This is a genomic window from candidate division WOR-1 bacterium RIFOXYB2_FULL_36_35, assembly GCA_001771505.1.
Classification (GTDB): domain Bacteria; phylum Margulisbacteria; class WOR-1; order XYC2-FULL-46-14; family XYC2-FULL-37-10; genus XYB2-FULL-36-35.
On the sequence record MEUA01000015.1, the window covers coordinates 1 to 18,802 of the forward strand.

Sequence of the window (18,802 nt, forward strand, 5' to 3'; positions counted from 1 at the left end):
AGTACGAGAGGACCGGAAGGGACAGACCTCTAGTGTACCAGTTGTCACGCCAGTGGCAAACGCTGGGTAGCTATGTCTGGAAGGGATAAGCGCTGAAAGCATCTAAGTGCTAAGCCCACCTCAAGATTAGGTTTCGTTTGAGATCCCTTGTAGACTACGAGGTTGATAGGCTGGGAGTGTACGCATAGTAATATGCTTAGCTGACCAGTACTAATAGATCGAAATGTTCGGGCAAGAATTGATTCTCGTATAATAAAATTTGTCTTATCTGTATATTTGATAATTAAGAGTGTTTGTCGTTTGTATTTAGCAATTGTATTTTGTAATTTGTATTACTAATTACTAACTACTAATTACAAAGTACAAATCCTGGTAGCCATGCCGAGGAGGCCACACCCGTTCCCATTCCGAACACGGTCGTTAAGCTCCTCAGGGTCGATGGTACTTGCCCTTTCAGGGTTGGGAGAGTAGAACGCTGCCGGGTTATATAAACCGCCATAAGTTAAAAGCTTTGGCGGTTTTTTTGTTATGGGATTTTTATGAGTTATAGTATAATAAAAATATTCATTGAAAATTGGGAATTGAAATATGACAAATTTAGTACCAGATAAAATATTTTTAACAAAGGGAGTTGGACGGCATAAAGAAAAAATTGCCAGCTTTGAGATGGCATTGCGAGATGCAGGGATCCAGGCTGTTAACTATGTCCAAGTGTCAAGTATTTTTCCTCCCGGATGTAAATTGGTTTCAAAAGATCAAGGGGTCAAACTTTTGAAACCGGGCCAGATTACTTTTATTGTTATGTCAAAAAATGATACCAACGAACCTCATCGCCTGATCTCTGCCTCTGTTGGAATGGCTATTCCGGCCGATCAAAATTCATATGGCTACTTAAGCGAACATCATGGCCACGGTTTAACCGATGAAGAATGCGGCGATTATGCGGAAGATCTGGCCGCGCAGATGCTAGCTACAACTCTTGGCGTCCCGTTTGATGAGACTGCCAGCTGGGATGAAAGGCAGGAACTGTGGAAACTTTCAAACGAAATCGTTCGAACGACCAACATTACCCAAAGCGCGATAGGGCAGAGGGGCGTTTGGACCACAGTTTTGTCTGCCGCAGTATTGCTTATTAACTCATCAGGTTCGGAAAACCGTCAGCAAGCTATAGATTGACTATCATCTTTTTTATTTTATGTTATTTATTTTCGATGGCGTCTAGGCGATCTTTTAATTGTTTAATTTCTGTTTGTTGATCTTTTATTATTTCTATCAGATATATAGAAATTTTATCGTAGCTAATCGCATCAGGTCTGTTTTCTTTATCATATGCAACAAGATTTTTTAAGCCTAGATCGTCAAAATCTTCTGCAATATAACCGATTGATTTTGTTCCTGAATCTTTGTATTTGAACTTTTTAGGTTTTGCTTCCAAAATTTTGTAATAATTTTCATCCAAATCTTTTATATCTGTTTTATATCTTCTGGAAGAAGAGTTTCCTTTTAATATTGCACCATCGTTCGTGATAATTAATTGAGTTCCGGTTCCAGCAGGTGTTGATAAATCTAGGGAAAGATTCTCTATAAATGCTTGTCCGTTAACATATAACTGGCGCTCTCCAAGTATATCCGTATTAGCTGATCCTATTAGTAAGCCCTTATTTATATAAGAATCGCCATATCCGTTCAATAGTATCTGTGGAGTTTTACTGGAATCAAGAACCTTTCCTACTGCGATTGAATTGGGTGTATTATTAGTAATGTTCTTCCCTACAGTTAATGAATTTATTGCGTTAGTGTTTGCAGATATTGTCTCTCCTACGACAAGAGAACACGTTGCTTGCGCTTTTGCAGCGCTCCCAATCGCAACCGAATAATCTCCTGTCGCTTCATTTGTATTTGTTCCAAAGGTTGCGGCACCGCCTCCATTTGGCATTACAACGGTTAGTTTCGCTGTAGAAGTATTTGTTCCAATGCTGACATTGTCAGACGTTGAAGGAAGGTATACAGTAGTACTGGCTCTTGACCAGATATTATCTCTCAGAGATAAGGGATCATACGCGACAGTTTGTATTCCCCCGTCGGGATATCTTATTCCCCCTTGGGAATCTATTGTTCCTGATACTGTTAGTTTATAGCTTGATTCTGTAGTTCCTATTCCAACGCTCCCTTTTATAGCTTCTCCTGAAACAAAAAGAATGGGCTTTACGGTCGTACCCGTATCACCAAAACCAACCATTAGTGAGTTAGGTATATCATTTGTTATTTTTCCTCCCAAAGTGATAGAATTTTTACCATTTGCTGAAGCTGATTCTCCTAATGCGACAGAAGAATCTCCATTGGCAGTTGTTGATTTTCCTGCTGCAAATGAATATTGACCTTTTGCCTGAGAATTATATCCCATTGCGGCAGAGTAGTTCCCTATATTTACTGCATCCCATGCTGTTCCACCATATCCTGCGCGAAAGGCGGATTTTGATGGTATCCACATTAGCTTGGTTCCAGCTCCAGACGAAGGAGTGTTGCCTGTATTTCCTTCAAACAAAACAGCTCCATTAACTTGTAGTTTAGCTTCTGCCTGAGGCGTTGCTGTTCCAATTCCTACTTGTCCTACATCGGCATTTCCACTTGCAAATAAGATCGGAGTTGTTCCGTCAAAGCCTATCATTAAAGAGTTTTCAGTATTATTGACTAAAAAATTTCCGGCTCCTTTTCCTACTCCTATAACGACAGCATTGTTTTTTGTTGCTTGAACCTGCCTGCCAATCGCAATTGCAGTTGCATTTGCTGATTCATTAGATGCTGTTACGCTAGTTCCAATGGCAATTGAATTCATCCCTTTTGCGATTGATCCTTGCCCAATGGAAGTTGCGCCATCTTCAGTAGCCTTTGCGCCATATCCTATTGCAGTTGAATATGATCCGGTAGACTGTGTATCTTTTCCCATTGCTATTGAATGTATACCAAGAGCTTGTGAATCATAACCTATTGAAATTGAGCCTACTGATCCTCCCAAAGCTGTTGAAGCATTTGCTATTGCGCCACTTCCTATTGCTATTGATTCAACCCCTAACGCTTGCGCGCTTTTCCCAATAGCAACTGCATAATCATTGCCCGCTACAGCGCTTTCTCCTAAAGCAAAAGCTGATATGCCGCTAACAATTGGGTTATTTCCAATTGCAACAGAGTAATCTTTTATTTCGCTTTTTTCCCATGAGCCATCAGTTGAAGTTCCTGCTCTTAATGCAGCTTTGGATGGGAGCCAAAAGAAAGCCCTGTCAGATGTTAAATTTATAAAATCAAACCCTTCATCCTCGGTTCCTTCTGCCAACAAGGTTCCATTGTAAATATGAAGCTTTGCTTTAGGAGAGGTTGTTCCAATCCCTACTTTATCCGTTGTGGTTTTTAAATTGACATTTCCACCTGTTTTTTCCCAGCCTGTATTTTGCCCTAAATATGCCTCTGTCTGTATCCCATTTGCAAATTTTAATCCGCCAATGTCTGTTATTTCTATTGTGCCGGCGACTGTTAGTTTTGATGTAGGTGTTTTTGTCCCTATTCCAAAATAGCCATTTCCAGAAATTAATGAATCTGGATTTGGAACAATATAACTGTCTCCTGCGGGGTTTAATAGAATATTTAAATCACTGAATCCAATGCCTAATGAATAATCTACACTATTGCTAAAACTTCCGCCTAATGCCATACAGTTGGAGCCACGATGCCCTGAGGTTCCTTCACTTGTTGTTTTTGCTGATTCTCCGACAGCTATTGAGCTATTTCCCCCTGCCTCTGTATTGCTTCCAAGTGCTAGTGAAAATTGTCCTGATGCAGTAGAGTTATTTCCAATTGCGACCGCGGCTGTATTTGTCGCAGAAGAACCAGTTCCTATTGCAACAGAAAAATTGCCTGATGCTGTATTTTCTTTTCCAAAAGTGGCAGCTCCCCCTGATTGTGTTACAACCGAAAGTTTTGCTGTTGGAGCATCTGTTCCAATGCCGACATTGCCTGTTTCAACATTAAGAAAACTATCCCCAACCGGATTTAATAGAATATCTAAATTACCAAGGCCTATACCCAAAGAATAATCTTTATCTAATGGCAGAGTAAAATTACCACCAACGGCAAGTGAATTATCTGCGTCATTCTGTAAATTATCACCAATTACAACAGAATTATTTCCATTTGCTTTTGCATAATTTCCTACAGCCAAGGAATGTTGTGCTATTGTTGTTGTTGAAGAATAGAGACCTATAGCAACGGAAGAATCTCCAAGAGCTTCATTATTTTTCCCAAAAGTGGCGGCTCCTCCTGATTGTGTTACAACCGAAAGTTTTGCCTGCGGTGCATCTGTACCAATGCCTACTTTATCGCCTGTTGTTTCAAGCGCAACCTGTCCCGTACTCTTTATCCACCCTGTTGACGGGGCTTCTGCGGTTATTATTACAACTCCGGTTCCATCTAGTTCATCTCCAAATATTAAAATATTTTTACCAGCTTGGATTTTTTTGACAAATTCACCAAGAGCAACTTTTTCCTTTTTGATTGTTCCGTTTAGTATTTTGTCTGTAGTAACAGAGTTGTCTGCAAGTTTAACTGTAGAAATTCCTCCATCTTTAACCTCAAGAGAACCTTGAGATTCAATACTGATAGTAGAATTGTCGTATTTAACATTTAGAGTTCCTGTGTTAGTTATAGGTCCTCCGGCTAAAGCAGTACCTGAATTGACAGAAGTTACCGTGCCGTTCCCTGTGCCGGCGGCTGTGTATTGTATTGTTTCGTCAGGAAATTTTATTCCACCATTAATTGCCTTTATTTCTATTATTCCCGCAACTGTTAGTTTTGAGGTTGCATCTGTTGTCCCGATTCCGACATTGCCTGTTGTATCAACTCCGCTGCTTGGTCCAACAAAAAGGGTAGGGATGTTTGAATTAAATCCTATCATTAATGAATTTGGAGTACTATTTTTCAACCATGAAGAGGTGCTTATTCCACTTCCTAATGTCATTGCATGAAATCCATCGGCTTTTAAATAAGCTCCAAATGTAAAAGCTTGATTTGCAGCTGTAGAAAAATCTCCTATGCTTACAGAAGCCACTCCTTCTGCCGTTATTTCTCTTCCGATAGCAGTTGCACAAAAACCTAAAGCTTTTGCTCTGTAACCAATTGCGGTTGCATTATCATTTGTTGTCTTTGATTGAAACCCCATAGCTGTTGATGCTATTCCTTCTGCAGACGTTAGCCATCCCATGGCTGTGGAGTAGTATCCTCCGGCTGTTGTGTAATGACCAAGTGCAGTTGAATAGTCGGCTTTTGCTTGTGTAAACCCACCAGCTGAAAAAGATCCTTTCCCTTTTGCCTTAGTTTGGTCTCCTATAGCTATAGAATAATCACCTTCCGTAGTATTTAAGTAATTACCTATGACAGCAGCACCTCCGTTACCAGTATCGGAAAAAACATTCAATTTTGCGGGCATAGTTCTATTTCTAGTGTCACCTATTCCGACTTTTGCGGTCGAAGATTCTGTTGTAACATTGTTGTTCCCTTTAATCCACCCGCTATCCGATTCTCCAAGATAGGCTCTGCTTTGGATTTTTTTGTCTGGAAATTCTATTCCTTTTTGAGCCTCAATTGTTCCTGCTACAGCTAAAGCATAATTTTGTTTTTGCGCTGGAGTTGGACTTCCTATTCCAACAAAGGTTCCATTATTGGATAAAAAACTATTGCTAATCCAATCTGTTTCATTGTGTCTTAATGTGTTATTAGTAGATCCTGTTGGCAGAGGGGTTGCCGCAATTGTTTGTATTGATTCGTCGAGGAATTTAATGCCGCCAGTTGTTTCTATTATTCCATCAACAGCTAGTTTTGATTCCGACTCTATTGCATTACTTCCTATTGCGACTCTATTGGTTGCGTATTCTAAATGAACTACTGAATTTGCGGCTACCCATCCGCCACCAACTGTGGCACTACCACCTTGATACGCTATTGTCTGAATATTGCCATCAGGGAATTTGACTCCTCCTTGAGCATCAACGGTTCCCGCAACATTTAATTTATAGGCTGTTTCTGTCGTGCCGACTCCTACATTGCCGGTTGTTCCTTTTCCTTCGCTGGAACCTACAAAAAATGTTGGAATGTTAGAGAAAAAACCTATCATTAAGGAATCTGGCTGATTATTTAATAGCCTTTGTGTTGCCGAAATGCCACCCCCTAATACCATTGCGTTTGTAGCGTCTGCTGATGTAAATTGGCCAAAAGCAAGAGAGCCTTGTTTTGTTGCAGATGTATAATAGCCATGTGCAAAGCTATAAAGTCCATCCGCTACAGTATTTCCTCCAGAAGCTATTGTATAATCAGCCAATGCTTTAGTGTTTATTCCTAAAGCGAGAGAAGCATTTCCCCGAGCTTGAGTTCCCTTTCCGATTGCAACTGCATAGTCTCCCGAAGCAATATTGTCTTCGGCACCAAAAATAGCGGCTCCTCCTTCGCTTAATGTTGTTTTTACCGATAACTTTGCGGTAGGATTTGTTGTCCCAATGCCGACCTTATCGGTAGAGGTTGTTAATATAAGAGTATTTTCTTTTTTTGTCCAACCGCTTGCTGTTGTCTGTATTGATTCGTCAGGAAATTTAATGCCGCCAATTCCAACTGTTTCAATCGTCCCGTTCACCGTTAATTTTGAAGATGGGGAGGCAAGTCCAATGCCGACTGATCCTAAAACGCCATCTTTATCAATGAGTAAATCTTCTATAGAAGAATCAAATTTTAAAACACTTGATCTTTTATCTTGAGTATCTATTTTTTCTATACTGAAAACATTCTTATTATGATACGGAGTTAAAGTAATACGCGTAGAGCCGACAACATCCAAGTGCGTTAATGGATTATCTGTACCAATGCCAACATAATCTTCAATTGCTTCTAGCGTCACTCTGCCTCCGCCTTTTATCCATCCGCTATTGTTTGGCAGATTGTTGCTTCCTAGATATGCTTCTGTTTGTATATTTCCGTCAGGATATTTTACCCCTTTTTGAGCGTCAACTGTTCCAGTTGCGGTAATATTTCCCGTTGCATCAATACTGGCTACAGTTGTTTTGTCTAAGTTTTTAATTTGAAAAGAACTGGCTGCGTCATTATTGTCTAAAATAACATCGACGTTTTCCGCTGTAGCAAAATTAAGATAAATAAAAAAAAGAAGAAAAGTTCCAAGCAATAAGTAGATAAATGATTTTTTCATTTAAAGCCCCCTTAAATTAATTGTCTGTATTATAGCTAATATAATGAAAAGGGGCTAGTATGAAAAAGGGGTTTGTTGCAAAATAGTCATTCCCGTGCAAACGGGAATCTATTTCTCAAAAAACAACCCCGATTATGATAATCGGGGTTAAGATGGATCCCCGCTTTTGCGGGGATGACAAATTGCAAAAGGGGATGACAGCGAACTATATAATTGTGTCACCCTGAGCTTGTCGAAGGGTGCGAAAGCCGTAATAATCGGATGAAAAACAGGGGTAAAATGAGGCAACAACATTATTTTGTTATTGCCTCAATTTTTTATCTTTGAATTACATTTGCGTATAGTGGATTAATTTCAGTTTCATAACCGGTCTCAAAATCTAAAAGGGTATTAATTTTGTCTTTGACAAGAGCTGTTTTTGAAATAAGCTCTACAGCCTCTGCTCGCGTAAGCTTTTTGTTGGGGTCAAAAGGTTTCCCTCTCAAATATTGCAACATGTCAGCTTTGTATGCTCCCGCTATTGTTTTTGCCGCCCAGTGGTTAGAATCCACATCCCTAAATAACACTTTATCATATGGTTCTTGTTCAACCTTGCCAAACCTTGTAATCATTGCAAGTCCTTCAGCTCGTGTTATGTTTGCTTTCGGCTTAAATGTTTTATCGGGATAACCTTTGACTATGTTTAGTTTCGCGGCTTGTTCAATAAATCCTGCTGCCCAGTGTTTTGCAGTAAAATCTGAGAAAGATACCTTTGCAGGAGCTGGAACTTCTCCATTTTGTGTAACTCTTATAAGAAGAGTTGCAAGTTCTGCCCTTGTAATATATCCTTCAGGTTTAAAAGTCCCGTCAGGATAACCCTTTATTATTCCTAAAGTTCCTATATAACTTATTGGATCATAAGTCCAATAATCAGAAGTTACATCAGGATATGAAACCAATCGTAATACTCTTAATTTTTCTGTCTCTAAGAGTTCTCCTTTTCTGCTGTATGCTTGGACCCATAAGGTGTTCTTTTTAAGAGCAAATGGCACTTCTACATTGAAATTAAGGTCTTTATCTATACTTATCCATGTCCCATTTATCTTGGCGGATCCGACATCTGGATGGACTTTTCCTACTACATTAACTTTGTAATCATGTGTTATTGATGTTGGAGATGGTTTTATAATGATTATATAATCTTTATCTTCTTTTGGCGGAGGAATAAGTCCATAGTTTAATGAGAAGAAATGATTGTCTACGCCATAGGCCCCCTCAAATTGATGGTAAGCATAATCAAATCTGAAGCCTTTGAAATTGACGCCAATTCCAGCAGTTAGATCATTGCTAACGTTTCCTCCGACCATAGCTTGGTCAATACCCGCTCTAATTGACAATAAATTTATAGGACTCCATTCAACTCCTAGTTTATATAAAGCCGGAACCGATAATTTGGGATACATATTAATATCAAGCAAAACTTTTAAGTCCTGATTATTAAATGATTGCATGGCATTTTCTTCGCCCAAGATATTTGCAGCCACGCCCATTTTCAAAACTGCTGGATATGATTCTTCCCAACCGTTTGGATATGTTAATTTTCCGCCTAATGAAGCGGGAAGCATATCTTTAATAGTAGCGCCATATGATAAACCCTTAATAGCCGTTTTGCCTTTTATCCCTAAATCTATTTCTGTTCCGCTTCCCGAAGTGTTTGAAAGTCCTCCTCCGGATAACCCTACACTAAATATTTTGAAATTCATACCATAATCTATGTCATTCATCCATGGAGTGTTCATTACTAATCTTTTTATTGGATAAAAAGATAATATCCCTTCTAATTTGTTGGAGTATGACATAAGCAGAACATTGTTATAATATCCCATGTTGCTTAAAGAAGTGTCTTCCACATAAATTGGGTCCGAAGGATCAGACAACTCTTCTACTTTGGTTGGAATAGCTCCTCCAATATTTGAACTTACAATCCCAATGCCAAATTTACCGTATTTTGTAGGATATATGCCGCTCAAGCTGAAATAATTATATTCTTCAAGTAAGTTTCCTGACATACTGGCTATTTGCCAATAATCTATTGAGGATAAATTTGCAGGGTTACTATATATACTGTTGGCATCACCATCTAATCCCATACAAGCGCTTCCAAGTCCTAACACTCTTGCTCCTATCGATATCCTTGTAGGATCCGGCGCGGCTGCTGCAGAAGCTATTCTGACCAAAAGAAAAATAAGCGCAATAGCAAGAACTACAATCTTTCCCCTCCCCATAATTTTTTTGTTTATCATCTTTTTTTCTCCTATCTCCCCTTTAAAAGGGACAGCACGCCCTGTTTTTAAAAGCGTGCTGCTAAATTTTTTATTTATTTAAGTGTCGGAAAAAACAGGGAAACGACACTTTATTCTCTTCACAGATACTATCGGGCTTAGATGATAAAAACTTGCATGGGGAAGAATCAAACGGGGAAGCATAAAAACTACGGGTATATCGCGAGTTTACCTTTTCCTATGATTTTATTTCTGTCTCTATCTATTATATGCCATAAATATACGCCTGCGCCTATTTTATACCCAAAATCAGAGATAAGATCCCATTCGACTTTATTTGGATTAGCTGTTCCTCCTGCGGATCCTCCAGGGGTTCCGGCATTGTAAGAAAGTTTTTTGACGACTTTTGCGGTTATATCAAATATATAGATGTCAATGTTAGCATCATCTGATAATCCATACTGAAGGGTGACTTTGGTATCTTCTTTTAATATGAAAGGAGAGGGGAATGCGATCGGGGTCCCTATTATTTCAGTATCTCCGGCCATTATTTTTACAGTCGCAGACTCGCTTGTTGTTCCTACAGAATTACCTGCTTCAAAATTAAAGGTATGGGCTCCGCTTGAAAGTTCTTTGTTTTTTGCTTTATAATCAAAAGCAAAGGTTACCTCTACAGGATTGTTTGTTCCCATGACTCTTGTTATTATTTGGTCGTCTGTTATTTTATAATATTGTCCTACAACCGAGCCTGCATCTTCTGACATTGCAAGCGTTGATATGTCAATCCCTGTATTTCCTGCAGTAACCTTAACTTCTATTATAGGATTCTTTGATACAATATATTCATATTCTTTATTAATAAGATTTTTCTGATATAATCTTCCATCAAATCTTATGCTTTCTATTACAGGCGCTTCTCCTTCAAAGGGGGCAGGTTGTGGTGTGGGACTTGTTATCCCTGTATCTTTGGCTAAGATTAAATCTGGAGATGTATCATAGCCATTGCCTGTTATTGTTATGTTGACGGGATTTGACCCATAACCATCTTCTCCTTTAACGACCGCGATTTTATATTCACCGGGGATTATTTTCATTCTTTTGTCTTCCATTATGTTTAGCATGAAATTTCCGTTACGGCCCGAACGGCCTTTATTGCCGGATATATCAGAAGCATAACCTGCTTCTGAGGTTGTTTGATAAAAGATAACAGTTCTTTCTTCTGTAGATACATTTGTTTCTTGTATCGGAGGCAGTATTTTGCCGTCTACAAAGTAAAACGGGTTATAAACTGTTTGGGCATTTGAAAATGTAACAAACCCGATGAATAACAGTAACACTGCTATCATAAGCTTGGTTAAAATTTTATTTATTGTAAAAAAGTTCATAATTTATTACTTCACTTTTATCTATACCCTGTCAATTTAAATGATTTTTCTTCTATTACCGATATTTGGTATGGCTGGTCCTTTATAATGTTTGGGGGCGCCTGCCTCAAATCTCCCAATCCTGTAGTTGGAGTTATATCTGCAAAATCGTTTAATACCCCTGAATTACTATATTTTATTTCATAGCCTGCAGCATCCATTCTTGTTATATCCCACCAACCTATAGAATATACAACGTTTGCGTTTGCCTGTTTGTTGATTGTTTCTATTAAGCCCAATAAAGTTAAATTTGACGCGCCATTTTCCAGAACCATATTAAAAGGATCAAAAGGGATTGATATTGTATTTATCCCCAGGCCAACATCTTTTGAAAAGACTAGTTTATATGTAACTGTTTCGGGCGTTTTTTCTGTAGCTTTGTATTCACCTATTTTGACTCCCGTTATATTTGAAATGTATGATTCATTTCCAACTGCGTCTTTTGATTTTATTGCAAAATAATAAGTTTCATCTGTAGCTATATTGGAAATAGTGATAGTTTGTTTTGTTCCGAAATTTCCGGGAGATGGTATCTCTGAAACTGTAGAAAAATAATCAAGAACCGATTTTGTATTATTCCATGTTGTTGTTTTTTGAGGGTTTGTATTTTTGTCATTAAAAGGATTTGCGGGGCTATCTATAATAGCTTCTGTCGATACATTTATTAAATACTCATAGCATGAAGTCTCTGTCCCTGTTTTGTCTGTATCATAAGGAGCTGACCATGTTAATGTTACACTCCTGTCATTTGCCTCAGATTTAAGGTCTGTTACCGCCCAAGGGGTGGAAGGATCCTGATTTTCAGGAACAAAAACCGTTCCTTCCACAGTAGTTAAACCAAAACTATTGCCAAGAGTAACTTTGTAAGTATAGGCTTGGTTGTCATCGCCTGATGACAATACAAAGGTATTGTCAATATTATAAGTAGTACTGTTGTTATAATAAGCTGTGTGGTGAGACTCTTTATATCCGAGCGATGATTTCTTGTAAAGTGTCCCCCCTTTATATATTTCAAACTCATAAAATCTTGTTCCCAATGTTGTTTTACCTTTTACTGTTATTGATGGAGACGTAGAACCTGATCCTCTTGTTGCTTCAGCTGTTATATCATTTACAGTAAATACTGGAGCTGCTTTTGGCAGTATTGCTAAAATATCTTCTTCAAAATACTGATAATTAATATCCGAGCTTTCAAAATTAAAATTTATCTGGAAAGGGTAGGACTCTCCAAAATGAGTATTTAAACTATTCCATACCCGTGCTATATACCATTTATTGTCAGGCGCAGTTGCCTGCCTTTGATGAAAAAAATGTCCGGCTTGTCCTTGCACAGGTTCAGATGAACCGACTGTATCGTAACCCATTTTATCTCCGTTCGTTATACCTAAAGCAGAGGTTAAAACCTCATGGTGTTCGGTCGCAACACTTCCTGATAATGAAGGCCCATAGATAATGCCGTCCGCGCTATCTAAAAGGACGATTTGAATAAGAGAATCTATTGCCGTATTTGGCCCCGATAATGAATCTTTGCAAAAATAAGAACTTGAGGAAGTATAGCCCACATCAAAAGTACTGGACGCAAATGTCGAGTTTATCAATAAAAGAAAAAGAGCGGGCATAATTAAAACCCAATCCACCTTCTTTTTGAAATATTTTTGTTTAAACATTTTACTCATTCCTCCTTAATTCCCTCTCCCTTTGGGAGAGGGTTTATTCCTATAAACCCTCAAATTACCTGAAAATCGGGTGAGGGCTAATACGGTTTTGGATATGTCCAATTAACCTCTCCGTCTACCTGTTTTATGTAAACATAACCTTTCCCAATTTTAAATTTATCCAGTTTCCCCGACCAGTTTGACCCATTATAAAAAGCCTGAGGCGCGGAATTTGTCTCAAAAGTATAAACATAATCCGCGTTATCAAAGCCTGTTCCTTGTTTTGGTGCTGTTTCCGACAATCTTGTGTTATCAGGCTGTAAAAAGACAGAAACAGGATATGCTGTTCCCAGCAAATTTAATCCTGTATAATTTTTTCGCTTTATGGAGATTGATCTGCTTGTTTGCGCGACCGCGCCGACAACTGTTATTGTCCTTGCAGGATGGCCTCCTTGGGTTATAAAAACATAACCTTTGTCAGAATAGATGTTTGTTAATTTTCCCTGCCATGAGCTCCCGTTATAAAAAGACTGTGGAGTTGTTTCTCCTGGCTCCAAAGTATAGATATAGTCAGCAGTTGTAAAGTCATTTCCTCCAGCCCCTTCAAATTGATTTCCCAGAACTTTTGCGATTGATGTATCGGTTGGAATCAGAGGAAGAGAGATTACTGCCAATTTTGCGTATGATGAAGAAGCTTCCAGAGTAATATTTATTTTTCCAACAGCAACTGCTGATGTTAGGTCGTTTTTAGGCGTCCCTTTATAAAGAGCCTTATAGTATACTTCTACGTCTCCGTCTCTTACCTGATTTTCATGAATTAAATAGTTGTTAGTATCATCAATTTTAAAATCTCCTCCGTAGGAAGAAATTATCCTCCAACTGTTTGGATCCTCGGTATAAGCGCCGGATCCTGTCCCTGTCAATATATAAAAATCAGGAGTTATTTCATCTCCTGTCTCTTGCCATGATACTTTAATAGCGCTTTTAACTGAATCAGCTGCTCTTTCTATTGAAATAGTTAAAGGCCCTGAAGGGACATAGCCTTCATCTTTTTTGATCGTGAAATTTCCACTTTCTGCTGTTGCCATATTTTGCATTCCATCTATGGCTTCTATCCTGATTTTTGCAGTAGTTGTCTCTTGGTTAGGGACAGGGTTCCACGAAAACATATTATCGTTAGTATCGCTTCTAAGTAATGAGATCCAATTTATTCCGTTATTTAATGAATAATAAACATTAACAGCAAGTGATGCCGAGTTATTAAAAATTTCGTCGTTTGCTTGCCATTTTATTTGATAGTCTGTCCCTCCTGTAATTTCTTCATTTAAAATAGGATTGTAGATAACAATGGTGGGAGGGGTTGTGTCTACGATTATAGAGTCTTGTACGGTGTTGCTTTCATTGCTAGCAGCATCTTTTAGCTTATACAGAAGCGTTTTTGTTCCATCTCCCGTGCTGAATGTATATTTAAAATTTTGAGAGTAGGGGATCCATGCTGCGGCAATAAGCTCTGCATCAGTTCTTGCCATTTTCATGTAGACAGGGTCGCCGGCAACTCCGTTTGCTTCGACAGAAACAGTTAATTCATTGCTGTATTGTGTATTTCCTGTAGTTTTATCTTTTAATGTTATTCCTGTAATGTCAGGCGGAGTGCCGTCAATCGTGAATGTCCAGAGGCTGGAATAATTGCCCCAATTTCCAGCCCTGTCTTTGGCTCTTACTTTCCATGTGTATGAGCCATCAGATAGAGTTGATTGATAATCTGTTGTATTTCCGAGTATAACTAAAGAGCCATTTATGGAAACTTCGTAACTTGCAATTCCTGACAAATTATCAGTGGCTCCGCTCCAGGATAACTTTGGAGCTGAAGAGATTATTTGATTGTTGGTTGGGTATATTAAATTGGGCATAAATGGCGGAGTAGAGTCTATCATTAGGCTCCACTCTTCACTGGTGCCTACATTCCCTACAGAATCGGAAGCGTTGACTGCCCATTTGTAATTCCCGTCATTTATTGCTGTAGGCAGGATATAACTTGTTGTTCCGCTATTTATTGTTGCGACTAGTTTTAAGTCTATTATAAGGCCATATTGTGATATTTCAGAAAAGGCATCAGACGCCGCATTCCATTGAAAGGTTGGCATATTGTTATTTGTTAATATCCCATCAATTGGTGCTTTTAACGTTATAATCGGGGCTTCACTGTCAATTATAAAATTTTCTCCCTCACGGGTAGAAATGTTGAAAGTCTCATCTGTTGCGTCAATCCTAACCCTTGCTTTGTCCGTGGAAATGCCAAGTGGCGTTGCCCATGCGAATAGACCGTCATTGTTTTCTGTATCATTATTTATTTTTGTCCATGATTGTCCGTCGTTATAAGTAATATATATATTAATTCCAATATTCTCCGGATTGGAAATATTATCTGTCGTTATCCATTCTATTTTATATGCCTGATTTCCCGCAAAAACAGAATTGGCAGTTGGATTATTAATTATTGTTTGTGGAGACGTTTGATCATAAGTAAAAGTCCAAAACGTTGAAAAAACACTTTGATTTCCTGCTTTATCTATCGCGCTTACAGACCATGTATACACACCATCTGAATTGATTGATGGCACAAAATCAGGAGTATTGTTTACGGTAAAAAAAGAAAGACCCTTTATCTTTACCTCATAGTTTTCAATGCCTGAGGGATCTGAAACTTCATCCCAGGAAAGAGTCGGGATGGTATTAAATCTTGATCCGTTTGGCGGGAACTTTAAAGAAGGAGGCTCAACTATCGTATCAATTGTAAAAACCCACTTATCACTTAAACCCCCTATGTTTCCGGCACCATCGGTAGCCCTGATTTCCCAAGAATATACCCCATCACTTAGGGGCAAGGAAAATGTAAAGTCTGTAGTATCGCCGTTTACAGTTGCAACTAAAAGCTGGTTTAAAAAAATATCATAGGTTTTTATCCCTGAAACATCCCATATTATTGGTGGATCCCAACTTAACGTAGTAAGATTGTTTCTTGTAAAAGAATTATTTTCTGGTGAACGTAAAAAAGGAACCGCTGGTGGTTGGCTATCGATTATAAATTTATCGCTTTCTTTTGTGCCTATATTTCCAACTTCATCTTTGACATCAATTTTTATTCTGGCTTCGGTTGTGGTTATTGATCCAAAAATCCAATTATAACTTTCTGTATTACTAATATTTGAGTCAATTTGTAAATAAGTATTTCCTCCATCTAATGAATAATAAATATTTGTAGAGTTTGCTGCCAAAGCAAAATTGTCTGAAGAGATCCATTCTATATAGTGATTTTCGGCAACTCCCCCTTTCCACAAGGTTTGTGATGTTGGAGTTATTATATTTATCGATGGAACTTGTGAATCTATTATAAAAGAAGGTGTTTCTCCTATTCCTAGATTTCCATAAATATCTTCAACCGTTACCCGTATCTTTGCTTCCAGTGTTGATATTATAGGAATTGTCCAGCTATAACTTGTATTTGTTGCCGAAAAGACAGGCTGATTGGTTGCAATTTGTATCCATGTTTCACCTGTTGAATAATATATGGAAGCTGAATTTAATTTTAATCCGGAAGAATCGTCCGCTCTGTATGTTATATTTTGATTAGTCCCGCCGCGCCATTTTGTTAATGGGGAGGGAGAACTAATTTGCACTAATGGCGAATTGTTCGATTTTATGGTGAAACTGCCGCTTTCAATTGTGTTTATATTGCCGACACCATCAATAGCTTCTATTTTTACTTTAGCTTCATCTGTTTCTAAATTTGGAACAGCCCAAAGGATTGACCCTGTATTTAAAATTCCCGTCCCATTTTGTATAGCTGTCCAACTTGTTCCTCTATCTATAGAATAGTACAGATTAATTAATAAATTTGCAGATGGTGTAAATTGAATATCTTCTGCTGTCCATTGCACAGAATAAACTGTATTTGATGTTAATGTTTCTCCTCCGTTTGGTTGTATAAGAGAAACAGTTGGAGCTGTTGAGTCTATCGTAAAGGTTTCGCTTTCTCCTGTACCAAGATTATGGGTTGGCGCGGCATCATAAGCTTCTATTTTTACTTTTACCTGATCGCTTGTTATTGCCGGAATATTACTCCATGTAAAAGGTGAGATTTCTGATTGATTTGCGGCAATTAATATCCATTCTCCACTTCCGATTTTATAATAAAAAGCGGCTGTTCCATTTTCAATGCCTGAAGCGTCTTCTATAATAAATGTTATATTAGAAGAAACCCCTCCTTTTAATTTTGTGGCGCTGTTTGGATTTGAAATTGAAATAGAGGGTGGGGTTGTATCTTCGCCAGGTTCAGTATAAAGGATTGTTTCATTATTTATAGAAAATTCTGAAGTATTGCCGTTTGAACTTGTCGCAGTTGCGCATAAGTTGCTTCCTACATTTAATGAAGGGTTGGATAACTCGATTGACCAATTGCCATTTGCATCGGAGGTTGTTTTTCCAAGATATGTTTTACCTTCACCTTGACCGCTTAAATCGGGAACAGCTTCTGTTAAAAATACTTCTATTGTTGCATTTGCAGGTGCAGTTCCCTGGACAATGGTTGTTCCTGTAGAGGCGTAATACTTTGAAGAGGTTATTATAGGATAGGCGATCCCAGTATTTCCGTTATTTATTAAAGCAATTCCCTTGTCATAATTTGAAAACAAGGAATTTTCTTTTATTGTATTATAAAAAGCAGTATCTATTGCTATTCCATAATCCCCGTCGCGGCTTCCGTTATATGCGATTGTGTTGTTTGGCCCTATTATATTTAATTGTCCCGTGGAATATATGCCCGAATAACCATTTGCTAAATTTAAACTTCCGCTTTTATCTATACCTATATAATTCCCGTAAATAAAATTTGAGGGAGCTGCATTTAAATAAATGCCTTCCTGTAAATTTCCTGAAATGATATTTCCTTCTATCGTATTGCTCTTTCCAAGTGATATGTTATTCCCTGCAATAGAAATTCCTTGCATGCCGTTTGGTATTGCAGTGGTTCCGTTTTTGTCTGTTCCTATGTAATTTTCTGAAAAGATATTATATGAAGCTTGATATACGCGAATACCTTCCTGTAAATTCCCGGAGATAATGTTTCCTTTTATTATATTGTTTTTTGGAAAATAAGTGCTAAAAAAGATCCCTTTGTTCCCATTTGGAATTGCTGTATCTCCATTTTTATTTACCCCTATGTAATTGCCTAGAACTTCATTACTATTGCAGTTTGTCTCTCCTAAAACAATTCCAAAGTTACTGTTTCCTGATATTATGTTTTTATCTTCAGGTGTGGTGCCTCCAATTGTAGAATATTGTGTTCCATTAAGATAAAGACCAGACCCATTTGGAAAAGGAGTATTTCCTGATGAATCTGTCCCGATAAAATTCCCTTTTACTTCAACAGTTGAGCATCTATATAATTGAATACCATAAGAAGTATTTCCTGAAACCGTATTGTTTTTTATTACACAATATCTTCCGGTAGTAGATGAGCCTTGAATAGATATCCCGTAAGAATTTGGAATTGCAGATGTTTGCGAAGCAGAAAGGCCTATGATGTTATTTAATAAATAAGTAGTGTCAACCAAGTTGACACTTATCCCATTACTGCTGTTTCCCGAGATCAAATTTCCTTTTATTAAAGTAAAATAAGAATTTGCCGATATAGAGATACCTGAAGACCCATTTTTTAAACTTTTTTCTCCCCAATAATTAGTTCCGATATAATTTCCTTTTATTTCATTGCTTGTTGAATTAGTAGTAATAAAAATGCCTGAATTCTGGTTTCCTGAAATTATATTCCTTTGTGATACAGTATCTCCTCCTATGGTGTTGTAGATTGATTGAGAAATATAAAGGCCATAGTAATTTGATTTATAAGATGTGGAAACATAAGATTGAAGAGTCCCTTCTCCTGAAGCAGTCACCCCTAAATAACAACCATAGATATGGTTATAACCACCGCCTGTTATTTTTATTGCCGCTGGGGCTCCTGCTATGTTTGAGTTATAAAACCCGCCTATCGCAAACCCCTCAATTGTGCAATTTGAGGAAGAGCTTAAGTTGAAAGCTGAATATGGAGAATAAAACGAATTTCTTACGATTTCTATTCTTGGACCATAAGGATTGTTTGATTCCGTGTTTGGTTGTGTTGATCCTTTTATTGAGATATTATTTTTATTATTAATTGCAATATCA

Annotated in this window: 5 protein-coding genes, 2 rRNA genes and 1 pseudogene; 3 read left to right on the plus strand and 5 right to left on the minus strand. The window is 37.9% G+C overall.

Annotated features, from left to right (window positions below):
• From A2290_00155 to A2290_00165, 3 genes are all read left to right on the plus strand, one after another.
• A 23S ribosomal RNA gene (locus A2290_00155) occupies positions 1-228 on the plus strand; the annotation flags it as partial.
• 140 nt (positions 229-368) lie between these two features.
• Positions 369-484, plus strand: a 5S ribosomal RNA gene (rrf, locus tag A2290_00160).
• Between the two features lie 104 nt (positions 485-588).
• Entirely contained in the window at positions 589-1,176 is a 588-nt protein-coding gene (locus A2290_00165) for an arginine decarboxylase, pyruvoyl-dependent (protein OGC16044.1), read from the plus strand.
• Between the two features lie 22 nt (positions 1,177-1,198).
• On the opposite strand, the gene A2290_00170 is transcribed toward A2290_00165, so the two are convergent.
• The 5 genes and pseudogenes from A2290_00170 to A2290_00190 all read right to left on the minus strand — a co-directional run bounded on the left by A2290_00170 (position 1,199) and on the right by A2290_00190 (position 18,802).
• Positions 1,199-7,240 (minus strand): hypothetical protein, encoded by a 6,042-nt coding sequence (locus A2290_00170; GenBank protein ID OGC16045.1) that lies wholly within the window; start codon positions 7,238-7,240, stop codon positions 1,199-1,201.
• A gap of 317 nt (positions 7,241-7,557) precedes the next feature.
• Complete coding sequence (locus A2290_00175; GenBank protein ID OGC16046.1) at positions 7,558-9,522, minus strand: hypothetical protein; 1,965 nt, start codon at positions 9,520-9,522, stop codon at positions 7,558-7,560.
• 188 nt (positions 9,523-9,710) lie between these two features.
• Entirely contained in the window at positions 9,711-10,886 is a 1,176-nt protein-coding gene (locus tag A2290_00180; GenBank protein OGC16047.1) for a hypothetical protein, read from the minus strand.
• Between the two features lie 17 nt (positions 10,887-10,903).
• Positions 10,904-12,592: a hypothetical protein gene (locus A2290_00185; protein OGC16048.1), complete on the minus strand. Its 1,689-nt coding sequence runs from the start codon at positions 12,590-12,592 to the stop codon at positions 10,904-10,906.
• Between the two features lie 86 nt (positions 12,593-12,678).
• Positions 12,679-18,802: pseudogene (locus tag A2290_00190) on the minus strand (hypothetical protein).